Source organism: Cupriavidus sp. GW821-FHT02F09 (assembly GCF_059421605.1).
The window spans coordinates 23,677-43,170 of the sequence record NZ_JBWKVH010000016.1; the positions used below are offsets into that span (position 1 = coordinate 23,677).

A 19,494-nucleotide genomic window follows, 5' to 3' on the forward strand; every position below is an offset into this window, starting at 1 on the left:
GCTGCGCGGCGGGGCTCGGACGGCAGGGCCGGTCGCTACGGTTATGGCGCCGGGTAGACACGATTGAACAAACCCTGCACGGGCGGCGAATCGGTCTTATTCTCCCCCACTTTGATGATCTGCGGGTTCGCCCAGCCACCGCTGATATGGAAGCGGCGGCTGAAGGCCTTGGAGAATTCGTCAGCGAACAGCAACTGCGCCGCCAGTGTGCCGATGCCGAGCGCGGGATTGATGAACGCCGCCGCCACCGAGGCGGAGGTGGCGTTGATGCGCGGCACGACCGTCACGTCCAGGTCCTGCGTTTCGCGCGGGATGTTCGCGCTGCCGGTCATCGAGGCACGCAGCTGTCCGCCCTTGAGCGCGAAGTCCTTGGTGCTGGCCACGCCGTTCTCGATCGTGCCGGTGCCGGTGATCTCGTCGAACACCATGCCCTGGCCCGCCACGCCGCGGAAGTCGAAGGTGGCCAGCCGCATCAGGCCTTGCAGGCTGAGCACGCCCAGCAGCTTGGCCGCGCCCGGGTCCACGCTGAGGATCTGGCCATTCTCCAGCTGCAGCTTCATCCGGCCCGACAAGGTAGGGTAGTCGATCGACAGCGGCGAGCCGCGCCATCCGATCCGGCCTTCGAAGGTGCCGTGGCCATCAGCCAGCATGTGGGGCAGGCCCATACGCTCCAGCACCTGGCCGCCGTTGCGCACGTCGAGCTTGAAGTCGAGCAGCGTGCGGCGCTCGGCGGCAGCGCCTTCGCGCACCCGGCGCGGCAAGCGCCAGCTGCCGCTGCCGGTAAATGTCGCGCCCGGTTGCTCGATGACCAGACGGTCCAGTGTCCATACGGGCTCGCCGCCGTCTTCGCTGGAGCGCGCCTTGACCTCCAGCTTGCCGAAGTCGCGGCCGTGCAGTTCGAACCGATCGGCAACCAGGTCCAGCGCGGGCAGGTCGCTGGTGCTGCCGTCGAGCGGATCGCCGGCGCTGGCGGCGTCGCCCGTGTCCGGAATGCTCAGATGCGACAGGCGCAGCGTGAGCGCGCCTGCGGGGGTGGCCGCATCGCTGCGCCAGCGCAGGTTCCCCGCCACCTGGCGGGACTCGATCTGCATGCCCCAGCCAGCGCTTTCGCGGGTGGCCTCGAGCACGACATCGTCAAACTCGCGGCCAAAGGCGTGCAGCGCGCGCGCGCGCGCGGAAATGCGTTCCGGCAGGTAGGCGGACACCGGTGCGGCATTGCCTGCACTGGCCTTGCTGGCTTCCGCCAGCAGGGCGCGCCACGCGTCCAGGTCGAAGCGGCTGGCCGTGAGCGCCGCGGTGACGCCGCTGGCGGGCTGCGGTGCCGGCTGCTCGATGCCGATCCCGCCGGCTTGCACTTCCACAGCGTCGCCATTGCGGCGCAGCAGGTAGCGTGCATTGAGCACGTTGCCATATTGCGCCAGCATCTCCTCGCTGCCGGCGCGGGCGGATGACGGGCGCAGCTCAAAGCGCATTGGCACGGCCTGCGCCGCGCTCTTGGCCATGGGTGCGGGAAGGTTCACCGCCAGCCCGGCCAGCTCCGATGCGACCGTGATCTGGGGCTGGTGATCGCGCACGCCGATCACGGCGCTGTAGGCGGTGCTGCCTTCCAGCTTCTGTACCAGCCCGGCCGCCGACGAGGCGCCAAACGCTTCGCGGATGCCCTGGGCGGTGAGGTTGCCACCGGCATTGACCCGGATCGTGCCGTCGGGCTGGCTGCCCCCGCCAGCGCGAATCTCACCGCCCAGGAAGCGGGCGCGCAGGTCGTTGAGCTGGAAGCCGTGCTCGTTGAAGGCGACGACGCCGGTGGTGCCGGCCAGCACTGGCAATTGCGGGATCAGCACCACTTCGTTGCCGGGCAGCCGGAACTGGCCGTCGACCTTGGTCGCCTGCGCCTCGGTCAGGGGCAGGTCAAGCTTGAGCCGAAGCTCGCCGTTGCCCTGGGCGCGCATATCCGTCAGCACCTGGCCGGTCCAGTCGCGCACCGGGCTGGCGGCAACGAAGCGCAGGAAGCCTGCCATCGACCCGCTGGCGCTGCCGTCCAGCACCAGGCGGCCATGCTCGCCGAGGTCTGCGATGCGGCCATTGACGTCCTGCAGTGTGACGCCGGTGGCGCCTTGCACGCCGGCGCGCTGCGCGACGAACGACAGGCCGCCGCGCTCGAACAGCAAGTGGCCGTTGATGTCGGTGAAGTTCGGCCAGGCCTTGCCGCCATTGCTGGCGCTGGCAGCGCTGCCCGCCGGCGCGCTGACATGGGGCGCGATCTGGTAGCTGACATGCTGGATGGGCACCTCGACCCGGAAGTCGCCGGCGCCCTCGAACGGGCTGTGGAAGGGGAAGTGCTCCAGGTCGCCCTTGAGCAGGAACTTGACGCCGCTGGCATCGCCGCCGACCAGGGCGCCAGCCAGGTACTGGCGCGTGGAGGCGGGTATGCCCATGGGCAGGTAGCGCGGCACACGGCTGACCTGGGCGCGGGTCAGCTCGCCGGTCAGGTCGGCAATGCCGCCGTGCCCGTCGCCACCGGCATGCCATGTGCCGCGTACGCTGCCCGCGGTATCCGCGTTGGCGAATTGCACGCCGTCGGTGCGCACCGCCAGCTTGCCATTGTCATTGGTCCAGCGCACTTCGCCGTTGATCTGGTCGAACGACAGGCGCGGATCCTCGAACATGCCCGGCAGCATCAGCGCGGCATTGTTGCCTTCAAAACGGGCGCTGCCCTGGCGTTCGTCGAAACTGAAGCTGCCGGAGATCCGCGAAAAGCCCGGCACGCCCAGGTGGGGCTTGCCGTTCGGGCCGACGGGCGGGTTGGCGGGCTGGCCAAGCACCGAGACGCTGCGCAGCGTGCCCTGCACGTTGAAGTGGCGCTGGCCATCACGGCGGCTCAGCATGCCCTGGCGATCCCGGGTCCAGTTCACGTCCAGGTTGTCGACATGGCCGGAGGGCTGGAGCGCGCGCAGCTGGCGCGACAAAGCGGTGTCGAGCGGCAGCGAGGTGGCCAGCGCGCGCACGGTGTTCAGGTCGAAGGTGGGTGCCTTGAGCGTGAACTTGCGCAGCGCGCCCTTGTTGTCGGTGGCCCAGCCGACCACTACCTTGCGCATGCCCTCGCGCCAGGCGCCTTCGCTGCTGGCGCCGCCGGGGGGGGAGGCCGCGGCTGCGGAAGCAGCCTGCGCTTGCTGTGCCGGTGGCACGGCCGGCCCTTCCGCGGGCTCGGGCTGCCACAGCAGGGTGTCGATGGTGAGGATGTTGTCGCGGTCGCGCCCCGCGCGGTGCAGGACAAAGGCCTGGGCACTGGCGAGCTTGAGCGCTTCGGGCGCGCCGGAGAGCTTCAGGTCCACGCTGCTGGCGCGCAGCCGGGCCTGGCTGCGGGTGATCTGGCCACCGCGAAACTCGATGGTGCCGTCGGTGCTGAAGGTGCCGCGCGTGACCCGGTCGAAGACCGCGAGATAGCGCTGCAGCACCGGGAGCTCCAGCCGGCCAAGATCCCAGCTGGCCTGCCCGTACCAGTTGTGCCAGTCGCCGGTGCGGTGCAGGTACTCATGGCGGAAGTCCGCCTGCACCACCAGCGGGCGTGGCGCAAGCGTGGCCGATTGCGCTTCGAGCTTGAACGTGTGGCGCGAGCCGTGGCGCTGCACGCTGAGCTGGATATCGCCCACGTCCAGTTGTGGCAGTTTGTTCTTGTCGTCGAGCCAGCGCAGCTTGCCGTCGGTGAGCTCGACCTTGCCCTGGGCCAGCAGCCAGTCGAACAGCCGGTTGTCCTGCGGCTGGGCGCCGGTGGTATCCACGGCCATGCCGGCCACCTTGAGCTTGCCGTCGGCGGAGCGGCGGATCAGCAGGTCGGTCCGGCTGGCGGAGATCCGCTGGAACAGCACGTCCATGCTGAACAGAGACCGCCATGACAGCTTGCCGTCAAGCTCGCCCGCCGCCAGCAGCACGCGCTGCTCGGCATCGACGGCCTTGACGTCGCGGGCATGGAAAGCGGGGTGCCAGCCATCCCAGTAGGTATCCAGCTGGCCGATGCTCAAATGGGCCGCGAGCGCCACCGAGCCGCGCTGCTCGAGCCAGGTGCGCGCGGCCGAGGCCTGCGGCCAGAGCACGAAGCGGATCAGGAGCCCGGCGAGCAGCGCCAGCAGCACCAGCGCCAGGGCCAGGCGCACCAGCACGCGTCCCAGGCCGCGCCAGACGGGATGGCGCAAGCCTGCGAGCAGGGCGCGGCCGCAAGCACGCGCAAACACAAGCGCGCGCAGGTTGCCTTGCTGCGATGGGGGTGAGCCTGCACCGGCGGCCCCTTCGAGTGCCGGCGTGCCGCCGGCGGTGGCGGCGGAGGGATCGGCAGGTGGGGTGGCGCGGCTGGACATGCGCAGATTATCCGACAATACTAGGCGCTCTCCAATTCGGTGCCTGACCGGCCGTGCATAACGCGCGCGCCGGCCCAGGGCCGGCTCACGCGCTACCAAGTAACAGGAATGACTTCCACTGATCCGACGAGTTCCGCAGCCGCGCCCGATACCGCAGCAACCGATGGGGCTGCCGGCGAACATGCGCCCGGCAACACTTCCAGCGCTGCCAGGCAGGCCGTGGCCGACATGGCCACCGGCCCGTTCGCGGTGGTGGCCGCCGTTGAACTCGTGCCGGTCGATTGTGCCGGCATGGCATTGTACTCGCCCGCCTATTCCCATTACACCCGCCGCATGGTGCAGGCCCGTCCCGAGCTGGCCGACATCGTCGCGCTCGCGCGCGACCAGCCGCTCACGCGCGCCTGGATGGAGGCACGGCTCAAGGTCCTGCATGCGCCGTCGGCCGACGTGGACGACGCCATCAAGCGCGCGCTGCGCCGCTTGCGCGCGGAAGTGATGTGCGTGGTGATCGAGCGCGATCTGCGCGGGCAGTCGACGCTGGGCGAAGTCACCGGCGCGATGACGGATCTGGCCGAGCTCGGCATCCAGTACGGCCTGGCCATGCTGGAAGCGGACCTCGCCCCGACCTACGGCCGTCCAGTCGGGCAGAGCAGTGGGGAAGTCCAGGAGCTGGTGGTGGTCGGCATGGGCAAGCTGGGTGGCCGCGAGCTCAATGTGTCGTCCGATATCGACCTGATCTTCCTGTACGACGAAGACGGCGACACGCGTGGCGGGCAACGCAGCCTGTCCAATCACGAGTACTTCATCCGCCTGGGACGGCGCCTGATCAACCTGCTGGCCGACGTGACCGGAGACGGCTACGTGTTCCGCGTCGACATGCGCCTGCGCCCCAATGGCGACGCCGGGCCGCTGGCCTGCAGCTTCGGCATGCTGGAGCAATACCTGATGGTGCAGGGGCGCGAGTGGGAGCGCTACGCCTGGATCAAGGGCAGGGTGGTGTCGGCGCTGGATACCCCGCATGCGCAGCGTACCGCCGCGCAACTGGCCAGCCTGACCACGCCCTTCGTCTTCCGCCGCTACCTCGACTACGGCGTGATTGCGGCGATCCGCTCGCTGCACGCGCAGATTCGCGCCGAGGCGGCCAAGCGCAGCGGCGGGCTGGCGGCGCCAGGCGGCGGCCAGCGCGTCAACCAGCGTGCCTTCAATATCAAGCTCGGCCGCGGCGGCATCCGCGAGATCGAGTTCATGGCACAGGTCTTCCAGCTGATCCGCGGCGGCCAGGACCCGGCGCTGCGCATCCGGCGCACCCTGGAGGTGCTGACGGTGGCGGTGGAGCATGGGCTGTTGCCTGCGGGCCAGGCCGAGCAACTGGCGCACGCCTACCGCTTCCTGCGCCAGCTCGAGCACCGCCTGCAGTATCGCGACGATGCCCAGACGCACCACCTGCCAACCTCGGAAGAGGAGCAGCTGGCGGTGGCGAAGATGATGGGCTGCGCCGACTGGCCGGCCTTGCTCGAGCGGCTGGCGTCGCTGCAGGATCCGGTGGCGCAACAGTTCGAGGCCACCTTCTCGGACCCCGATGAAGCGCACGCGCCGTGCGAGGCGTTGTGGCCGGCGTTGATCCAGGAAGAACAGGATGAACCGCCGTGCGAACGCCTGGCCTCAGCCGGCTTCGGCGATTGCACCGGGCTGCTCGACCGCCTGCGCGCCATCGGCGGCTCGCTGCGCTACCGTGCGCTGTCCGAGCCCAGCCGGGTGCGTTTTGACCTGCTGGTCAACCGCGCGCTTGACCTGGCCTCGCGCCAGGAAGATGCCGACCGCACCATCGCCCGCTTTGTCGATTTCCTGGATGCCATCAGCCGCCGCGCGTCCTACCTGTCGCTGCTTTCCGAGTACCCGCAGGCGATGGCGCGCGTGGCCGACACGCTGCACGCATCGAGCTGGGCCGCCGCCTACCTGACCCGCCACCCGCAGCTGCTCGACGAACTGCTCGACAGCGATGCCCTGGCGGGCGCGCCCGACTGGGCTGGCTTTCGCAGCCGCCTTGCCGCGCGCCTCGACGCGGCCGACGGGCAGATCGAAGCGCAGATGGACATCCTGCGCCGCGAGCACCACGCCGAGACTTTCCGCGTCCTGTTGCAAGACCTGCAAGGCATGCTGACCGTCGAGCAGATCGCCGACCGGCTGTCGGACCTGGCCGATGCCATGCTCGAGGTGACCCTGCAGGCCGTCTGGCGCCAGCTGGCGACCCGGCATGCCGAGCAGCCGCGTTTTGCCGTGATCGCCTACGGCAAGCTGGGCGGCAAGGAGCTGGGCTATGCCTCCGACCTCGACATCATCTTCCTCTACGAGGACGAGCACGAGCGCGCGCCTGACGTCTATGCCGCCTACGCGCGCCGCTTGATCACCTGGCTGACCAGCCATACCGCGGCCGGCACGCTGTTCGATGTCGACACGCGCCTGCGCCCCAACGGCGAGGCCGGGCTGCTGGTGACCAGCTTCGAGGGCTTTCGTCGCTACCAGCAGCGCGAGGGCGACAACACCGCCTGGGTGTGGGAGCACCAGGCCCTTACCCGCGCGCGTTTTTGCGCGGGCGACCCCGGGATCGGCGCGCATTTCGAGAGCCTGCGCGACGAGATCCTGCGCCAGCCGCGCGACGCCGCCACGCTGCGCGGCGAGATCGTCGCCATGCGCCACAAGGTGGCCGATGGCCATCCCAATCCAAGCGGATTGTTCGACCTCAAGCATGATCGCGGCGGCATGGTCGACATCGAGTTCACGGTGCAATACCTCGTGCTGCTGCACAGCCACGATCATCCCGCGCTCACGCGCAATGCCGGCAATATCGCGCTGCTGCGCACGGCCGGCGAAATCGGCCTGATCGATGCCACGCTGGCGCGCGAAGTGGGCGATGCCTATCGCCTGTTCCGTGCCCGCCAGCACCAGCTGCGCCTGGACGGGCAGGTCCACGCACGGGTTGCGCCGGCCGTGGTGGCGCAGCAGGCGGAACACGTGCGCACCCTTTGGCAAGCGGTGTTCGGCGAGCCGGTTGCCGCCGGCGGCAAATGAACGTGCCGGCGGCTGGCGCGGCGCGCCGGCCGGGATGGCCGGGCGTGCTGGCCGTACTGGCGCTCACGGCCGCCCTGGGTGCCGCTTTTACCTTCATTCCGTGGCTGCACGCGCACGGGCTCTATCTGCGCGAAGCGGTCATGGGCCACGGCGTGGCGGGCCAGTGGTGGCGCCTGCTGACGGCAATGTGGGTCCACCTCGGCTGGCAGCACTGGCTGGCGGACCTGCTGGCCGCCGCGGGCCTGTTCCTGCTGATTGGCCGCGAGGCGCGCGCCGGCGCGATGTTGGCGGTCCTGTTCGCCTGCGGCGTTGCGGTGCAACTGGCGTTATGCCGGGTGCCGTCGGTGGGCTGGTATGGCGGATTGTCCGGCGCGTTGCACGGGTTGGCCCTGTGGGGCGGGCTGCGGCTGCTCTATGGAAGCGGCGTGTCGCGCGTGCTCGGCGTGGCGCTCTGCCTTGGCGTGTTGGTCAAGACCTGGCTTGAGCAGTCGTGGCTCGCGCCCGTGGTGTTCGACCCGCAGTGGGGGTTCGGGGTCGTGCGCATCTCGCACGCGGCCGGCGCGCTGGCCGGCCTGGGGCTATGGCTGGTGCAGGAGTGGTGGCAGCGCCGCCGGGGCGAGCCACCGGCATAGGCGCGCGGACAAGGGGCGCGCCGGGCGGAGGCCGGACGGTGCCCCGCGCGCCGCGAATTCAGCGCGGTTTCAGCGCGGTTTCAGCGCGACCGCACCGGGCGCCGGCGGCGTCCGACCCAGTTCAACAGCAAGCCAAGCGCGCCCAGCCCGAGCGCGAGCGGCCACGAAATCGCGCCGCCGCCGCCGCCCGAGGAGGCGGCTGGCGCGGCGGGGGCCGGCTGGACCACCTGCGTGCCGGCGGCCACGGCAGCATTGGCATCGAGCAGGCCTGCGCCGCAGATGCCGGCATTGGCGGCGGCCGTGCAATAGGTGCCAGCCGGATGGGGCCGTGCCGAACTCTTCAAGGTGGCAAGCACCTGGGCGGGCGTTAGGGCCGGGTTGGCGGCGAGCATCAGCGACACCACGCCCGATACCAGCGGCGCGGCAAAGCTGGTGCCTTGCGAGTTGATGACGTTGTAGTTGCCAAGCGAAGTGGTGCCGTCATTGGACAGGGTCCGGATGAACGACTCCGCCACCGAGCATTTGCCGCCCGACACCTTGGAGTTGCCGCAGCCGCCGCCCGGCGCGCTCAGCGCAACCTGCGGCCCCACATTGGCATAGCTGGCGTTCTCGCCGTCATTGGCATGTGCCGTTACGGCGACCACGCCGGCGCAGTCGGCGGGTGCCTCGACCGCGCCGGCGCTGTTGCCCGTGGCGGCAACCACCACCACGCCATTCGCGGCGAGGTCGGTCACGGCTTGCTGCTCGATGCTGGAGCAGGTCCCGCCGCCCAGGCTCACGTTGATCACGCGCGCCGGGGTGGGGTTGGCCGGCACATTGGGTACGGAGAGGCCGCCAGCCCAGCGCATGCCATCCACCGTGTCCGAGAGCAGCGCGCCGCAGCGGCCGGAGACGCGCACCGGCTGGATGCGGGCGTTCCAGTCCACACCGGCGATATTCACCCCGTTATTGGTGAGTGCGCCAAGCGTGCCTGCCACGCGGGTGCCGTGCCAGCTATTGTTGGTTGCGGTCGTGGTCGGCGTGGTGGTGCCTGGGCAGGTGAAGCCCGCCGGCACGCCGTCGCCGGCGTCGGTGGCATTCGCGTCCCGTCCATCGCCGTCGTTGGCGATGGACGGATCGGTAATGAAGTCATAGCCGGGCACAATGCGGCCGGCCAGATCGGGGTGTGGCAGGTAGCCGGTATCGAGCACGGCGATCACCAGGCTGCTGCTGCCGCGCGTGCGGTCCCATGCGGGCGGCAGGTTCACGCCGCCCACCACCTGGGCGGGGGTGCCGAGGTAGGGCTGGTTGAGCGCGAACTCGGGATCGTTAGGCACGGTGTCGTGCAGCCGCAGCCAGCGGTCCGGCACCACTTCCGCGATGCGCGGATCCTGGCGCAGCCGGGCGGCGGTACCTTCCGGGTCGGCGGCATCGCTGCCGGAGACGCTCAGCAGTTGCAGGCTGCCGCCCATCTGGCGCTTGACCGAGAGCGCCACGCCGGTGCTCTGGCGCACGCTCAGCATGCGCTCGGACAGGCCGCTGGCAGCGGCGCTGTCGCTGGCGCTGGTGGCGCTTGCGCCGGCGGTTGTGCTTGTGCTGCCGTCACGCCAGCGCACGATGAAGTTGCCGGTGTAGTGCGGCGCGGGGCGCGCGGCGGGGTCGGGGGCTGCGCTGGCTGCGGCCGGCGCACCCAGCCAGAGGGCGGCGCCCAGCGCCAGCAGCAGGGCGACATGGGGCGCCACGCGCCGCGTTTCGCCAGATTGGAATTGACGCTTTGCCTGCATGTCTGCCTTCTCCCGTTGATGCCGCTTCGGACTGACCGCGGTTACAGCATTCAACCTTCCACCTTCAGCTTTCAACCTTCCACCTTCAGCTTTCAACCTTCAACGTCCAAGTCATGGATTCCGACGACAGGAATCGGGTCGCCGCCGGAATCAGCTCGCCGGCATGTCGCGGCCAATGGGCTGGGTGCGGTTCGGCTTGAGCACGCGGTCAGGCTCGGCCAGCTCGATGCGGGGGGTGCCGCGCAGCGTGGCAAGCGCCTGGTCGATCGTGGCATCGGCCGACGCGGAGATCGCGGTGACCAGCCACACGCCGCCCGACATGGGCCGCTTGACGACGAAGCGGATCGGCCCGGCAATCGACGCCAGCAAGCGATCGGCGTCTTCGGACACGGTGACGGGCGGCGCGGAGAAGCGCACCATGATGTCGCCTACGGCGCGATCGGCGCTGATGCTGTTGAGCGGTGGCGCCGACGGGCGCTGTTGCGCCTGGCAAGCGGTCAGGGCCAGCAAGGCCAGCAGGCCGCAGGCGGCGGTGATCCGCAGAGGGCGAGCCAGTGAGCGGGAGTGTGGCTGTTTGCCGAGTGACATGGGGAAACTCCTGAATGGTTACGGGCCAGGGCGCAGGCGATCAGCCTGCGCTGCGCCGCGAGCGGCGCGCCTCCCGGGCCGTGCCGGTGGTGCCGCGCAGGCCTTGCGCGAGCATCTCCTCGGCGTGTTGCACTGTGGTGGGCGTCACCGTGGTCCCACCCAGCATGCGTGCGGTTTCGACCACGCGGCCGGCGGGGTCGAGGGCGCGGATGCGCGAGCGGGTGACCGAGCCTGTGCCATCGCGCTGGCTGGTCTCCTTGCTGACCAGCAGGTGGGCGCCGGCCTGGGCGGCCACCTGCGGCAGGTGGGTCACGCACAACACCTGGCGGGCGCGGCCGAGTTCCTGCAGGCGGCGGCCTACCACCTCGGCCACCGCGCCGCCGATGCCGGTGTCGACTTCGTCGAAGATCAGGGTGGGGGTGGGCGCGGCCTCGCTGGTAATGACGGAAATCGCCAGGCTGATCCGGGCCAGTTCGCCGCCCGACGCCACTTTGGCCAAGGGGCGCGCGCTGACGCCGGCATGGCCTGCCACCAGGAATTCGACCTGTTCCAGGCCGTGGCTCTGCCCTTCGTCGAGCGGGTGCAGCGCCACCGCGAAACTGCCGCCCGCCATGGACAGGCCCTGCATGGCATCCGTCACGGCGGCCGACAGGCTTTCGGCCGCCACCTTGCGGGCAGCGCCGAGGTGCTGGGCGATGGTGAGGTAGGCGGCGCGGGCCGCGGCTTCGCGCGCCATCGCCTTGTTCAGGTCCTGCGCGGACTGGAGATCGTCCAGTTGCTGGCGGCGCGCCATCAGTTCGTCCGGCAGCTGCTCGGGCGGCATCCGGTACTTGCGCGCGGTGGTGTGCAGCGCCTGCATGCGCGCCTCCACCACCTGCAAGCGTTCGGGGTCCAGGTCGATCCGGTCGACGTAGCGGTTGAGCGAGTGAGCGGCCTCCTCGACCTGGACCAGCGCCGGGTCCAGCGCCGCCAGTACGTCGCCCAGCGCGGGGTCGACGTCAGCCATCTGCCGCAGGCGCTGCACCACGCTGTTCAGCCCGGACAGCACCGAGCCATCGGCCTCGGACAGCGCCTCGAGCGCGGCGCGGCTGCCCTCGATCAGCCCGGCGGCGTGCGACAGCCGGTTGTACTCGGCCTGGATGTCTTCCCATTCGCCGGGTTGCGGCGCGAGCTTCTCGAGCTCGCCGACCTGCCATTCGAGACGCTCGCGTTCCAGCTGCATCTCGCGCGAGCGGTGCTCGACGGTTTCGCGCTGGCGCACGCACGCGCGCCACGAGCGCCAGGCTTCGGCTACCGCGCCGGCCTGCGCGGTGAGCCCGGCATGGGCATCAAGCAGCAGGCGCTGGGCGTCGGGGCGCAGCAGCAGCTGATGGGCATGCTGGCCGTGGATATCGACCAGGCGGTCGCCGATGTCGCGCAGCTGGCCCAGCGTGGCGGCGGCGCCATTGATAAAGGCCTTGCCGCGCCCGCTGGCGTCTACCGTGCGGCGCAGCAGCACCGTGCCTTCGTCGCCGGTGAGATCGTGTTCGGCCAGCCAGGCGTCGAGCCCGGCCGGGGTGGAAAAGGTGGCGCTGATGCTGGCCCGGGCGGCGCCTTCGCGGACCACGCCGGCGTCGGCGCGCTCACCCAGCACCAGGGCCAGCGCATCGATCAGGATCGACTTGCCGGCGCCGGTCTCGCCGGTGAAGACGGTGAAGCCCGGGGAGAAGTCGAGATCGAGGGTATCGACAATGACGAAATCGCGGATGGACAGGCTGCGCAGCATCGTGGTCGACGGGTCGGGGCTGGGTGATGTCAGGGGACGGATCTGGGCCGGATCGGTGCGGGCCGGGGCGGATCAGAGCCGGTTGTCTTCGCTCGGGTACTCATGCCAGTGCAGCTTCTTGCGCAGCGTGGCGTAATAGTTGTAGCCGATCGGGTGCAGCAGGTTGACGGTCTTGGCCGAGCGCCGCACCACGATGCGGTCGCCGGGCAAGAGCGAGGTTAGCGACTGCATGTCGAAGTTCACGCTGGCGTCACGCGCCGTGGCGACCTCGATCGACACTTCGGCGTCGTGCGGCAGCACGATCGGGCGGTTGGACAGCGCATGCGGGGCAATCGGCACCAGCACTAGGCCCGACAGGGTCGGGTGCAGGATCGGGCCACCCGCCGACAGCGCATAGGCGGTCGAGCCGGTCGGCGTGGAGACGATCAGGCCATCGGAGCGCTGGTTGTACATGAAGTGGCCGTCCACCGACACCGCCAGCTCGACCATGCCTGAAATGCCGGAACGGTTGACCACGACGTCGTTGAAGGCCAGCGCGGAGAAGATCACGCCATCGTCGCGCACCACCTGGGACTCCAGCAGCATGCGGGTCTCGGACTCGTAGCGGCCCGCCAGCATGTCGGGCAGCACCGAGTGCACGTCCTGCAAGGGGATGTCGGTCATGAAGCCAAGGCGCCCGTGGTTCACGCCGATCAGCGGCACCGGGTAGCCGGCCAGCTGGCGCGCCAGGCCCAGCAGGGTGCCGTCGCCGCCGAGCACCACCGCCACATCGGCATGCTTGCCGATCTCGTCGGGCGCCAGTGCCGGATAGTCGGTCAGCCCGGTGGCCAGGGCAGTGTCTCGCTCGAACACCACATCCTGGCCGTTCCTGAGGATACAGGCGGCCAGCTCTTCCAGCGGGCCCTCGATGCCGGCTGTGGCGTACCTGCCGATCAGGGCGACGGTGCGAAATGGGGCGCGCGCGGCGCCGGGCTTGGGGAGCGAAGACATGCCGGGATTAGACCATACCGCCGTGACCATTGTCAGCAGGAGGGCGCTTGGCGCCGGGCCGGATCGCCGATGAGCCGCCCGAATGGTGAAAACTTGCGTAAAATCAGGAACATCATGGATGAACGTGCGAAAACGCTTCTCAAAACCCTCATCGAGCGCTACATCGCCGAGGGGCAGCCCGTGGGCTCACGGACCTTGTCGAAGTACTCGGGGCTCGACCTGTCTCCGGCCACCATCCGCAATGTGATGTCCGACCTGGAGGAAATGGGGTTCATTGCCAGCCCGCATACCTCGGCCGGGCGTATCCCCACGCCGCGCGGCTACCGGCTGTTCGTGGATACCATGCTGACCGCCCAGCCGCTGGATGGCGCGCTCAACCTGGCGGAGCTGACCGGCAAGATCCGGGGCCAGCTGCACGGCCAGCAGCTCGGGCCGCAGCGGATGATCACGTCGGCGGCGCACACCTTGTCCAACCTGTCGCAGTTCGCCGGTGTGGTGATGACCCCCAGGCGCGCCCAGGCGTTCCGCCAGGTCGAGTTCATGCGGCTTTCGGACAAGCGCATCCTGCTGATCATCGTCACCCCCGAGGGCGACGTGCAGAACCGCATCATCCAGACCGAGCTGCCATACACCCCGTCCCAGCTGGTCGAAGCCGCCAATTTCATCAACTCGCACTTTGCCGGCATGAGCTTCGACAATGTGCGCGACCACCTGCGCGGCGAGCTGCAGGCGCTGCGCATGGATATGTCGCAACTGATGCAGGCCGCGGTGGAGGCGGGCAGCAATGCCATGGCCGAGGGGGAGGACGACCACGTCTTCATCTCGGGCGAGCGCAAGCTGCTGGAGGTGGAAGACCTGTCCTCCAGCATGGAAAAGCTGCGCCGCCTGTTCGACGTGTTCGAGCACAAGACCGGCCTGCTCAAGCTGCTCGATGTCTCCAGCCACGCCCAGGGCGTGCAGATCTTCATCGGCGGCGAGAGCAAGCTGGTGCCGCTCGAAGACATGGCGGTCATTACCGCGCCCTACGAAGTCGACGGCCAGATCGTCGGCACGCTCGGGGTGATCGGGCCGACCCGCATGGCCTACGAGCGGGTGATCCCGATTGTCGACATCACCGCGCGCTTGTTGTCCAGCGCGCTCAGCCAGAACTAGTGTTGGCCCGGCCCGGTCTCACAAACTGCCTGTTCCCCTCATCCTGTAAGCTCGGCGAGACCTGGCGGCCGCGCGCCCTGTGCCCGCGCCGCCCCGCCACACCGGAAATTACATGACGCTCACCCCTGAACCGGCCTACCAGCATGGCCAGGCGCCGCGCACGGCCATCCTGCTGATCAACCTTGGCACCCCGGATGCGCCAACGCCGAAGGCGGTCGGCAGCTACCTCAAGCAGTTCCTGTCCGACCCGCGCGTCGTGGAGATCCCACGCGCGGCGTGGCTGCCGCTGCTGTACGGCATCATCGTGCCACTGCGCTCGCGCGCCTCGGCGATGAAGTATGAGTCGATCTGGCTGCGGGAGGCGCATATGACGGGTTCCCCGCTGCTGGTGCACACCGAGCGCCAGGCTCACGCCTTGCAACTGCTGCTGAACCAGCAAGGCCATGAGGTGACGGTGGCGTGCGCCATGCGGTACGGCAATCCCTCGATCGGCTCGGTGCTGGAAGCGCTGCGCCGCCAGGGGACCGAGCGCATCCTGCTGCTGCCGTTGTACCCGCAGTACTCCGGCACCACCACGGCGACGGGCTTCGACGAGGTGTTCCGGGTACTCAAGCAGTGGCGCAACCAGCCGGAGCTGCGGCTGGTCAAGCATTTCCACGACCATCCGGCCTATATTGCCGCCTTGCACCAGCAGGTGGGGGCATACTGGGCGCAGCATGGCACGCCGGATTTCGCGCGGGGCGACAAGCTGATCCTGTCGTTTCACGGCGTACCGCGCCGCACGCTGGAGCTCGGCGATCCCTACCATTGCGAGTGCCTCAAGACCGGGCGCCTGCTGGGCGAGGCGCTGGGCCTGCAGCCTGGGCAGTACCAGGTTACCTTTCAGTCGCGCTTTGGCAAGGCGGAATGGCTGCAGCCCTATACCGCGCCCACCCTGCAGGAGCTCGGCAAGGTCGGCACCGGCCGGGTAGACGTGTTTTGCCCGGGCTTTCCGGCCGATTGCCTGGAGACGCTGGAAGAGATCGCCATGGAAGGGCGCTCCGAGTTCCACGTGGCAGGCGGCAAGGTGTTCCACTACATTCCCTGCCTCAACGATTCGGAAAGCTGGATTGCCGGGCTGGCGGAGATCGGCTTGCAGCACTTGCAGGGCTGGCCGCTGCGGCTGCCGCATCCGCATGAGCTGGAGGCCCGCCGCACGCACGCGCAGACGCGCGGCGCCGCAGCATGAGCGCGGCGCTGCCCAACGGAAGGGGGTGATGACATGAGTGTATCTTTCGAGGCCGATGCCCGCCTGCGCATCGACAAATGGCTGTGGTGCGCGCGCTTCTTCAAGACTCGCTCGCTGGCTGCCGAGGCGGTGGACCGTGGCAAGGTGCAGGTCAACGGCCAGGCGTGCAAGAATTCGCGCGAGGTCAAGCCGGGCGATACCGTCGTCCTGGAGGCGCACCAGCAACGCTGGGAAGTCGTGGTGAAAGGGATTGCGGGCTTACGCGGCCCGGCCTCGGTAGCCCAGACGCTTTATGCGGAAACCGAGGCCAGCGAGGCGCGCCGGCGGCCGGACGCCGAGAACCGGCGGCTTAACGTGGAGCCTGCATCGAAGCTGCAGGGGCGCCCGACCAAGCGCGATCGCCGCCAGATCGACGGCGTCAGGGGGTGAGGCGCACGGCGATTCAAGCTGTACGGACTCACCCGGCTGGGTCAGCGAACGTAGGGAATGATGTAGTGTTTGAATACCGCCTTGCCACTGCCGTATTCGGTGTCTCGCGGCGTGAAGGCGCCGGAGAGGCAGATGAAGACTGTCATCACCGATAATGCGGCGAGAAGGAAGACCGTCAGAACAGGCAGCTTATGCATGGCTAACCTTTCGAGAGTGGCCCCACTTGAGTTGCATCTTCGACCCCGTTATTTTTGTCATTTTTATACGGTTTCATCTTAGGGGGTGCGCTGCAGCAAAGCAATATGACCCCTATTTCCGTAGACCCCTCTTTGTAACCTTGTATTTCACTGCACTGTCGCGGTGCGCACTTGAAAATCCGGGGGCCTGCCACCAACTGCAGGCTACATTTGCCGATTGACCACCCGGCGGCCTGCGCTAGACAGGCCGCGCCTTTGTTTGATACGGATCGACATGGAAGAACAGAAGCAGACGCCATCCACCACGCCGCCGCTCACGCCAGCCAGCGAGGAGCTGAACACCGCCCCGGCCGGCCAGGCCGATAACGCCGCCACCGTGGACGTGGCGGCCCAGTTGGCCGCGCTTGAAGCCAAGGCCAAGGAGAACTACGACATGTTCCTGCGGGCTACCGCGGAAGGCGAGAACATCCGCCGCCGTGCCCAGGAAGACGTCGCCAAGGCCCATAAATTCGCCATTGAGACCTTTGCCGACTACCTGCTGCCCGTGATGGACAGCCTGCAGGCGGCACTGGCCGACGGGTCGGGCGATATCGCCAAGCTGCGCGAAGGGGTCGAACTGACCGCCCGCCAGCTCGTCAGCGCCTTTGAGAAGGGCAAGATCGTCGAGCTGAACCCGGTTGGCGAGAAGTTCGACCCGCACCGCCACCAGGCCATTTCGATGGTGCCGGCCCCGCAGGAGCCGAACACCGTGGTCACGGTGCTGCAGCGCGGCTACACGATCGCCGATCGCGTGCTGCGCCCGGCGCTGGTCACGGTGTCCGCACCCAAGTAAGCGCCACCTCTTTGCGGTCCGCCCGGCGGGCTGGCACAAGCAACGCCCGGTGCCGCTGGCCCGGGCGTTTTTCATTGCTGGAGAGGTCTATGTCCACAAAGCCAGACAATGCCGTCACGCCCGACATCACTGTGGATCCGGCGGCGCACCTCGACCATCGCGCCTTCGAAGTGTTCGGCATGCGCGAGGTGGACGGCGCCGGCATTGATGGCGCTATCGCCGCCGCCGGCGATGCACTGGTCTGCGTGTTTTTCTGGGGAGTGGACTGCTTCAATTGCGAGATGGCCAAGAAAGCCATGCTGGCCAATCCAGACCCGGTGCGGGCGCTGGAGCTGCACTGGCTGCACGCCAACGTCTATGCGCACCCGGATATGGGCAAGCGATTCGGCCTGCACGGCATTCCGGTCTTCATGTTCTTCCACAAGGGCAAGAAGCTGGGGCGGGCCACCGGCTGGCATGGGCAGGGCCAGTTTGCCGCGGCGGTAGCCAACGCACGGCTGAAGGCTAGCGGCAAGCCGCTGGCTGGTTAGGCGCGTCCGCGCGTCAGCGTGACAGCGCGTATCCCAGCCGGAATTGCCAAGGCAGCTTGCGGTTGTAGTCCAGCAAGCTCTCGCCATAGCCGATGAAGTAACCTGCCATCAGGTAACCCGCCGTGCCGGGGATCAGCCTGGCCAGCGGATACGTCACCGATGCGTCGACGCTGCCGTAATGCTTCTGCGTGCCTTTGCGCAGGGTGGTGGCGAATTCCCATGAGTCCGGCTTGCCATAGGCCAGCTTCAGGTCCATATAGCCGCGATAGCTGGCAATGTCCGAGTTGTCGTTCTTCTCGACGTAGTAGTACAGCTTGGGCGACACACTCCAGTGCCAGTTGCTCATGTCCCCCAGGTAAAACGTGGGTTTGACGAACACCGTATTGATGCTGCGCGACTGGGCGCCATCGCGGCCATTCGACTCATGTTCCAGGCCAGCCGCGAGCGAGAGCCGGCTGATCACGCGGTTCTGCAGGCCGGTATCCGACAGGTAATAGAACAGGCTCGGGCGGTAGTTGGTGTCGCGGAACGGCCGTGAGTCGCTCGACAGGTCCCACAGGGAGAACTGCGTGTAGCCAAAGTACAGGTTCTCAAGCAAGCCGTGCGAAGCCGGATTCTCGCCTTGGTAGATGCGGAACTTGAAGCTGAACTGGAACTTGGCGTTGGCCCCGCCATGCGCCCCGACCAGGAAGTACATCGGATCGTTGAAGGTCAGCCGGCCCTGGTCTTTCAGGTCTGGCTGGACGGGCGACGCCTGGCTGGCGGCTGCTACCGGAATGACAGGTACAACAGGTGCAGCCGGGGTGCTTCCTTCGGCGCTTGTGGCGGGCGCCGGGGTCGCCGCGACCTGGGCCGACGGCGGATCGTCGGCGCGCGGGGCGCGATTGAGCGTGACCAGCACGGGCGCGGCGTCGATGTCCACGGGATCCAGCCGGACCACGCCGCGCAGGTTGGGCGGCAACGGCGCACTGTACTCGACGGTGCGGTGCTCGCCTTTGCGCAGCTTGATCGTCGAAGGGCCGGCGCTGACACGCTGCATGCTGAGCCTGACAGGGGCCTGCAGATCGGCCGAAGCCGTGACGTCGATCGCCTGGGGGACCAGGAAGCTGCGGCTCGCACCGTCGGCGCTCAGCAACAAGGTCAGGGTCAGGGGCTTGGTGCCGTCGACCACCTTCGGCGGTTGCAGCAGCGCGACGGCAGCATGGCTCGATAGCGGCCCGGCCGCCACGAGGGCGAGGGCGAGCAGGAGCGCAGGTGGCTTGGCCGTGGCGCGGCGGATCTCGGGCTTGAGCGTGCTGAGCAGCATGGGAGGCGGCAGCGCATTCACGTGAAGAGGTGATGCGCACGCGGCAGGATATTGTGACGCGGTACAGCCTATCACGTGCCTATCACGCCATGCGCCAGAATTCTGTGATGATTTGTACGCAACCCGGGCGGGGCTGGGACGTCACCTAGCGGGTAGCGCGGCGCTGGATCGAGGCAATGTATTGCTCGCCATCCGGCGGCATGCCGGTGCGTTGCGCCTGCCAGAGCATTTCGCCGAGGCATTCCATGACCTGATGCTGCGCTTCGTGCGGTGAATCCAGGCGCTGCGCCAGGGATTCGTAGGCGCGGCGGATGCCGGGGGGCTGGTCAATGGAAACCTGCTCGGAAATCGACAGGTGCATGGCCAAGTGCAGGAAGGGATTGGTCTGGCCGCCTTCAGGCGTGTAGTCCTGGGTCAGCGCGCCCTCCGTGTCGGTGAGCAGGCTGTGATACTCGGGATGCTCGCCGATCCAGTCGACGGCAATGAGTTCGAGGGGGGTGAGGACGCTGCCTGCGCGTTGCTTCTGCCAGGCTTCACAGAAAAAACGGCGGACTTCTTCGCGGGAGGGATTGAACATGATGGCGCTATTGTAAACGAGCTCTTCCACTGCTGCAGCGCAGCGCAAACCGGCCCCCGCAAGCTGACCGAATCGGCCTGCCAG

15 protein-coding genes are annotated in these 19,494 nt (G+C 68.3%); 7 read left to right on the top strand and 8 right to left on the bottom strand.

What is annotated here, in order from left to right:
• Nucleotides 1-41: 41 nt before the first annotated feature.
• Complete coding sequence (locus AC07XB_RS19105) at nt 42-4,352, bottom strand: YhdP family protein (RefSeq protein WP_492829450.1); 4,311 nt, start codon at nt 4,350-4,352, stop codon at nt 42-44.
• A gap of 228 nt (nt 4,353-4,580) precedes the next feature.
• On the opposite strand from AC07XB_RS19105, the gene glnE reads away from it, so the two are divergent.
• Both glnE and rrtA read left to right on the top strand, forming a co-directional pair.
• On the top strand, nt 4,581-7,421 hold the full coding sequence (gene glnE / locus AC07XB_RS19110) for a bifunctional [glutamate--ammonia ligase]-adenylyl-L-tyrosine phosphorylase/[glutamate--ammonia-ligase] adenylyltransferase (RefSeq protein WP_492829473.1): 2,841 nt from the start codon (nt 4,581-4,583) through the stop codon (nt 7,419-7,421).
• Entirely contained in the window at nt 7,418-8,053 is a 636-nt protein-coding gene (rrtA, locus tag AC07XB_RS19115; protein ID WP_492829449.1) for a rhombosortase, read from the top strand. Before glnE ends, rrtA begins: the two co-directional genes overlap by 4 nt.
• A gap of 80 nt (nt 8,054-8,133) precedes the next feature.
• On the opposite strand, the gene AC07XB_RS19120 is transcribed toward rrtA, so the two are convergent.
• From AC07XB_RS19120 to AC07XB_RS19135, 4 genes are all read right to left on the bottom strand, one after another.
• Complete coding sequence (locus tag AC07XB_RS19120) at nt 8,134-9,816, bottom strand: S8 family peptidase (protein ID WP_492807802.1); 1,683 nt, start codon at nt 9,814-9,816, stop codon at nt 8,134-8,136.
• A gap of 150 nt (nt 9,817-9,966) precedes the next feature.
• Nucleotides 9,967-10,404: a hypothetical protein gene (locus AC07XB_RS19125; protein WP_492375765.1), complete on the bottom strand. Its 438-nt coding sequence runs from the start codon at nt 10,402-10,404 to the stop codon at nt 9,967-9,969.
• A gap of 40 nt (nt 10,405-10,444) precedes the next feature.
• Nucleotides 10,445-12,169 (bottom strand): DNA repair protein RecN, encoded by a 1,725-nt coding sequence (gene recN / locus AC07XB_RS19130; RefSeq protein WP_416048056.1) that lies wholly within the window; start codon nt 12,167-12,169, stop codon nt 10,445-10,447.
• 72 nt (nt 12,170-12,241) lie between these two features.
• A complete protein-coding gene (locus AC07XB_RS19135) occupies nt 12,242-13,159 on the bottom strand; it encodes an NAD kinase (RefSeq protein WP_174422855.1) in 918 nt (305 codons plus the stop codon).
• 114 nt (nt 13,160-13,273) lie between these two features.
• Here AC07XB_RS19135 and hrcA point away from each other — a divergent pair, with 114 nt between their 5' ends.
• The 3 genes from hrcA (at nt 13,274) to AC07XB_RS19150 (ending at nt 15,968) form a co-directional block, all read left to right on the top strand.
• Entirely contained in the window at nt 13,274-14,311 is a 1,038-nt protein-coding gene (gene hrcA / locus AC07XB_RS19140; protein WP_492375764.1) for a heat-inducible transcriptional repressor HrcA, read from the top strand.
• A 112-nt stretch (nt 14,312-14,423) separates the two neighbouring features.
• Complete coding sequence (gene hemH, locus AC07XB_RS19145; RefSeq protein ID WP_492807799.1) at nt 14,424-15,539, top strand: ferrochelatase; 1,116 nt, start codon at nt 14,424-14,426, stop codon at nt 15,537-15,539.
• A gap of 33 nt (nt 15,540-15,572) precedes the next feature.
• Nucleotides 15,573-15,968, top strand: coding sequence for an RNA-binding S4 domain-containing protein (locus AC07XB_RS19150; protein WP_492829448.1), 396 nt, complete (start codon nt 15,573-15,575; stop codon nt 15,966-15,968).
• Nucleotides 15,969-16,009: 41 nt separating this feature from the next.
• On the opposite strand, the gene AC07XB_RS19155 is transcribed toward AC07XB_RS19150, so the two are convergent.
• Nucleotides 16,010-16,165, bottom strand: coding sequence for a hypothetical protein (locus AC07XB_RS19155; RefSeq protein WP_006160162.1), 156 nt, complete (start codon nt 16,163-16,165; stop codon nt 16,010-16,012).
• A gap of 274 nt (nt 16,166-16,439) precedes the next feature.
• Between AC07XB_RS19155 and grpE the strand changes: the two genes are divergently transcribed.
• Both grpE and AC07XB_RS19165 read left to right on the top strand, forming a co-directional pair.
• Complete coding sequence (gene grpE / locus AC07XB_RS19160; protein WP_043344862.1) at nt 16,440-16,997, top strand: nucleotide exchange factor GrpE; 558 nt, start codon at nt 16,440-16,442, stop codon at nt 16,995-16,997.
• An 89-nt stretch (nt 16,998-17,086) separates the two neighbouring features.
• Nucleotides 17,087-17,527, top strand: coding sequence for a thioredoxin family protein (locus AC07XB_RS19165; protein ID WP_492375761.1), 441 nt, complete (start codon nt 17,087-17,089; stop codon nt 17,525-17,527).
• A 13-nt stretch (nt 17,528-17,540) separates the two neighbouring features.
• On the opposite strand, the gene AC07XB_RS19170 is transcribed toward AC07XB_RS19165, so the two are convergent.
• Both AC07XB_RS19170 and AC07XB_RS19175 read right to left on the bottom strand, forming a co-directional pair.
• Nucleotides 17,541-18,833, bottom strand: coding sequence for a phospholipase A (locus tag AC07XB_RS19170; RefSeq protein WP_492807797.1), 1,293 nt, complete (start codon nt 18,831-18,833; stop codon nt 17,541-17,543).
• Nucleotides 18,834-18,978: 145 nt separating this feature from the next.
• Nucleotides 18,979-19,410 (bottom strand): DUF1841 family protein, encoded by a 432-nt coding sequence (locus tag AC07XB_RS19175; RefSeq protein WP_492375759.1) that lies wholly within the window; start codon nt 19,408-19,410, stop codon nt 18,979-18,981.
• Nucleotides 19,411-19,494 lie beyond the last annotated feature (84 nt).

Excerpts from the sequence above, each read along its gene's own strand:
- AC07XB_RS19105 (WP_492829450.1), bottom strand. The coding sequence starts at position 4,352 with ATGTCCAGCCGCGCCACCCCACCTGCCGATCCCTCCGCCGCCACCGCC.
- glnE (WP_492829473.1), top strand. The coding sequence starts at position 4,581 with ATGGCCACCGGCCCGTTCGCGGTGGTGGCCGCCGTTGAACTCGTGCCG.
- rrtA (WP_492829449.1), top strand. The coding sequence starts at position 7,418 with ATGAACGTGCCGGCGGCTGGCGCGGCGCGCCGGCCGGGATGGCCGGGC.
- AC07XB_RS19120 (WP_492807802.1), bottom strand. The coding sequence starts at position 9,816 with ATGCAGGCAAAGCGTCAATTCCAATCTGGCGAAACGCGGCGCGTGGCG.
- AC07XB_RS19125 (WP_492375765.1), bottom strand. The coding sequence starts at position 10,404 with ATGTCACTCGGCAAACAGCCACACTCCCGCTCACTGGCTCGCCCTCTG.
- recN (WP_416048056.1), bottom strand. The coding sequence starts at position 12,169 with ATGCTGCGCAGCCTGTCCATCCGCGATTTCGTCATTGTCGATACCCTC.
- AC07XB_RS19135 (WP_174422855.1), bottom strand. The coding sequence starts at position 13,159 with ATGTCTTCGCTCCCCAAGCCCGGCGCCGCGCGCGCCCCATTTCGCACC.
- hrcA (WP_492375764.1), top strand. The coding sequence starts at position 13,274 with ATGGATGAACGTGCGAAAACGCTTCTCAAAACCCTCATCGAGCGCTAC.
- hemH (WP_492807799.1), top strand. The coding sequence starts at position 14,424 with ATGACGCTCACCCCTGAACCGGCCTACCAGCATGGCCAGGCGCCGCGC.
- AC07XB_RS19150 (WP_492829448.1), top strand. The coding sequence starts at position 15,573 with ATGAGTGTATCTTTCGAGGCCGATGCCCGCCTGCGCATCGACAAATGG.
- AC07XB_RS19155 (WP_006160162.1), bottom strand. The coding sequence starts at position 16,165 with ATGCATAAGCTGCCTGTTCTGACGGTCTTCCTTCTCGCCGCATTATCG.
- grpE (WP_043344862.1), top strand. The coding sequence starts at position 16,440 with ATGGAAGAACAGAAGCAGACGCCATCCACCACGCCGCCGCTCACGCCA.
- AC07XB_RS19165 (WP_492375761.1), top strand. The coding sequence starts at position 17,087 with ATGTCCACAAAGCCAGACAATGCCGTCACGCCCGACATCACTGTGGAT.
- AC07XB_RS19170 (WP_492807797.1), bottom strand. The coding sequence starts at position 18,833 with ATGCTGCTCAGCACGCTCAAGCCCGAGATCCGCCGCGCCACGGCCAAG.
- AC07XB_RS19175 (WP_492375759.1), bottom strand. The coding sequence starts at position 19,410 with ATGTTCAATCCCTCCCGCGAAGAAGTCCGCCGTTTTTTCTGTGAAGCC.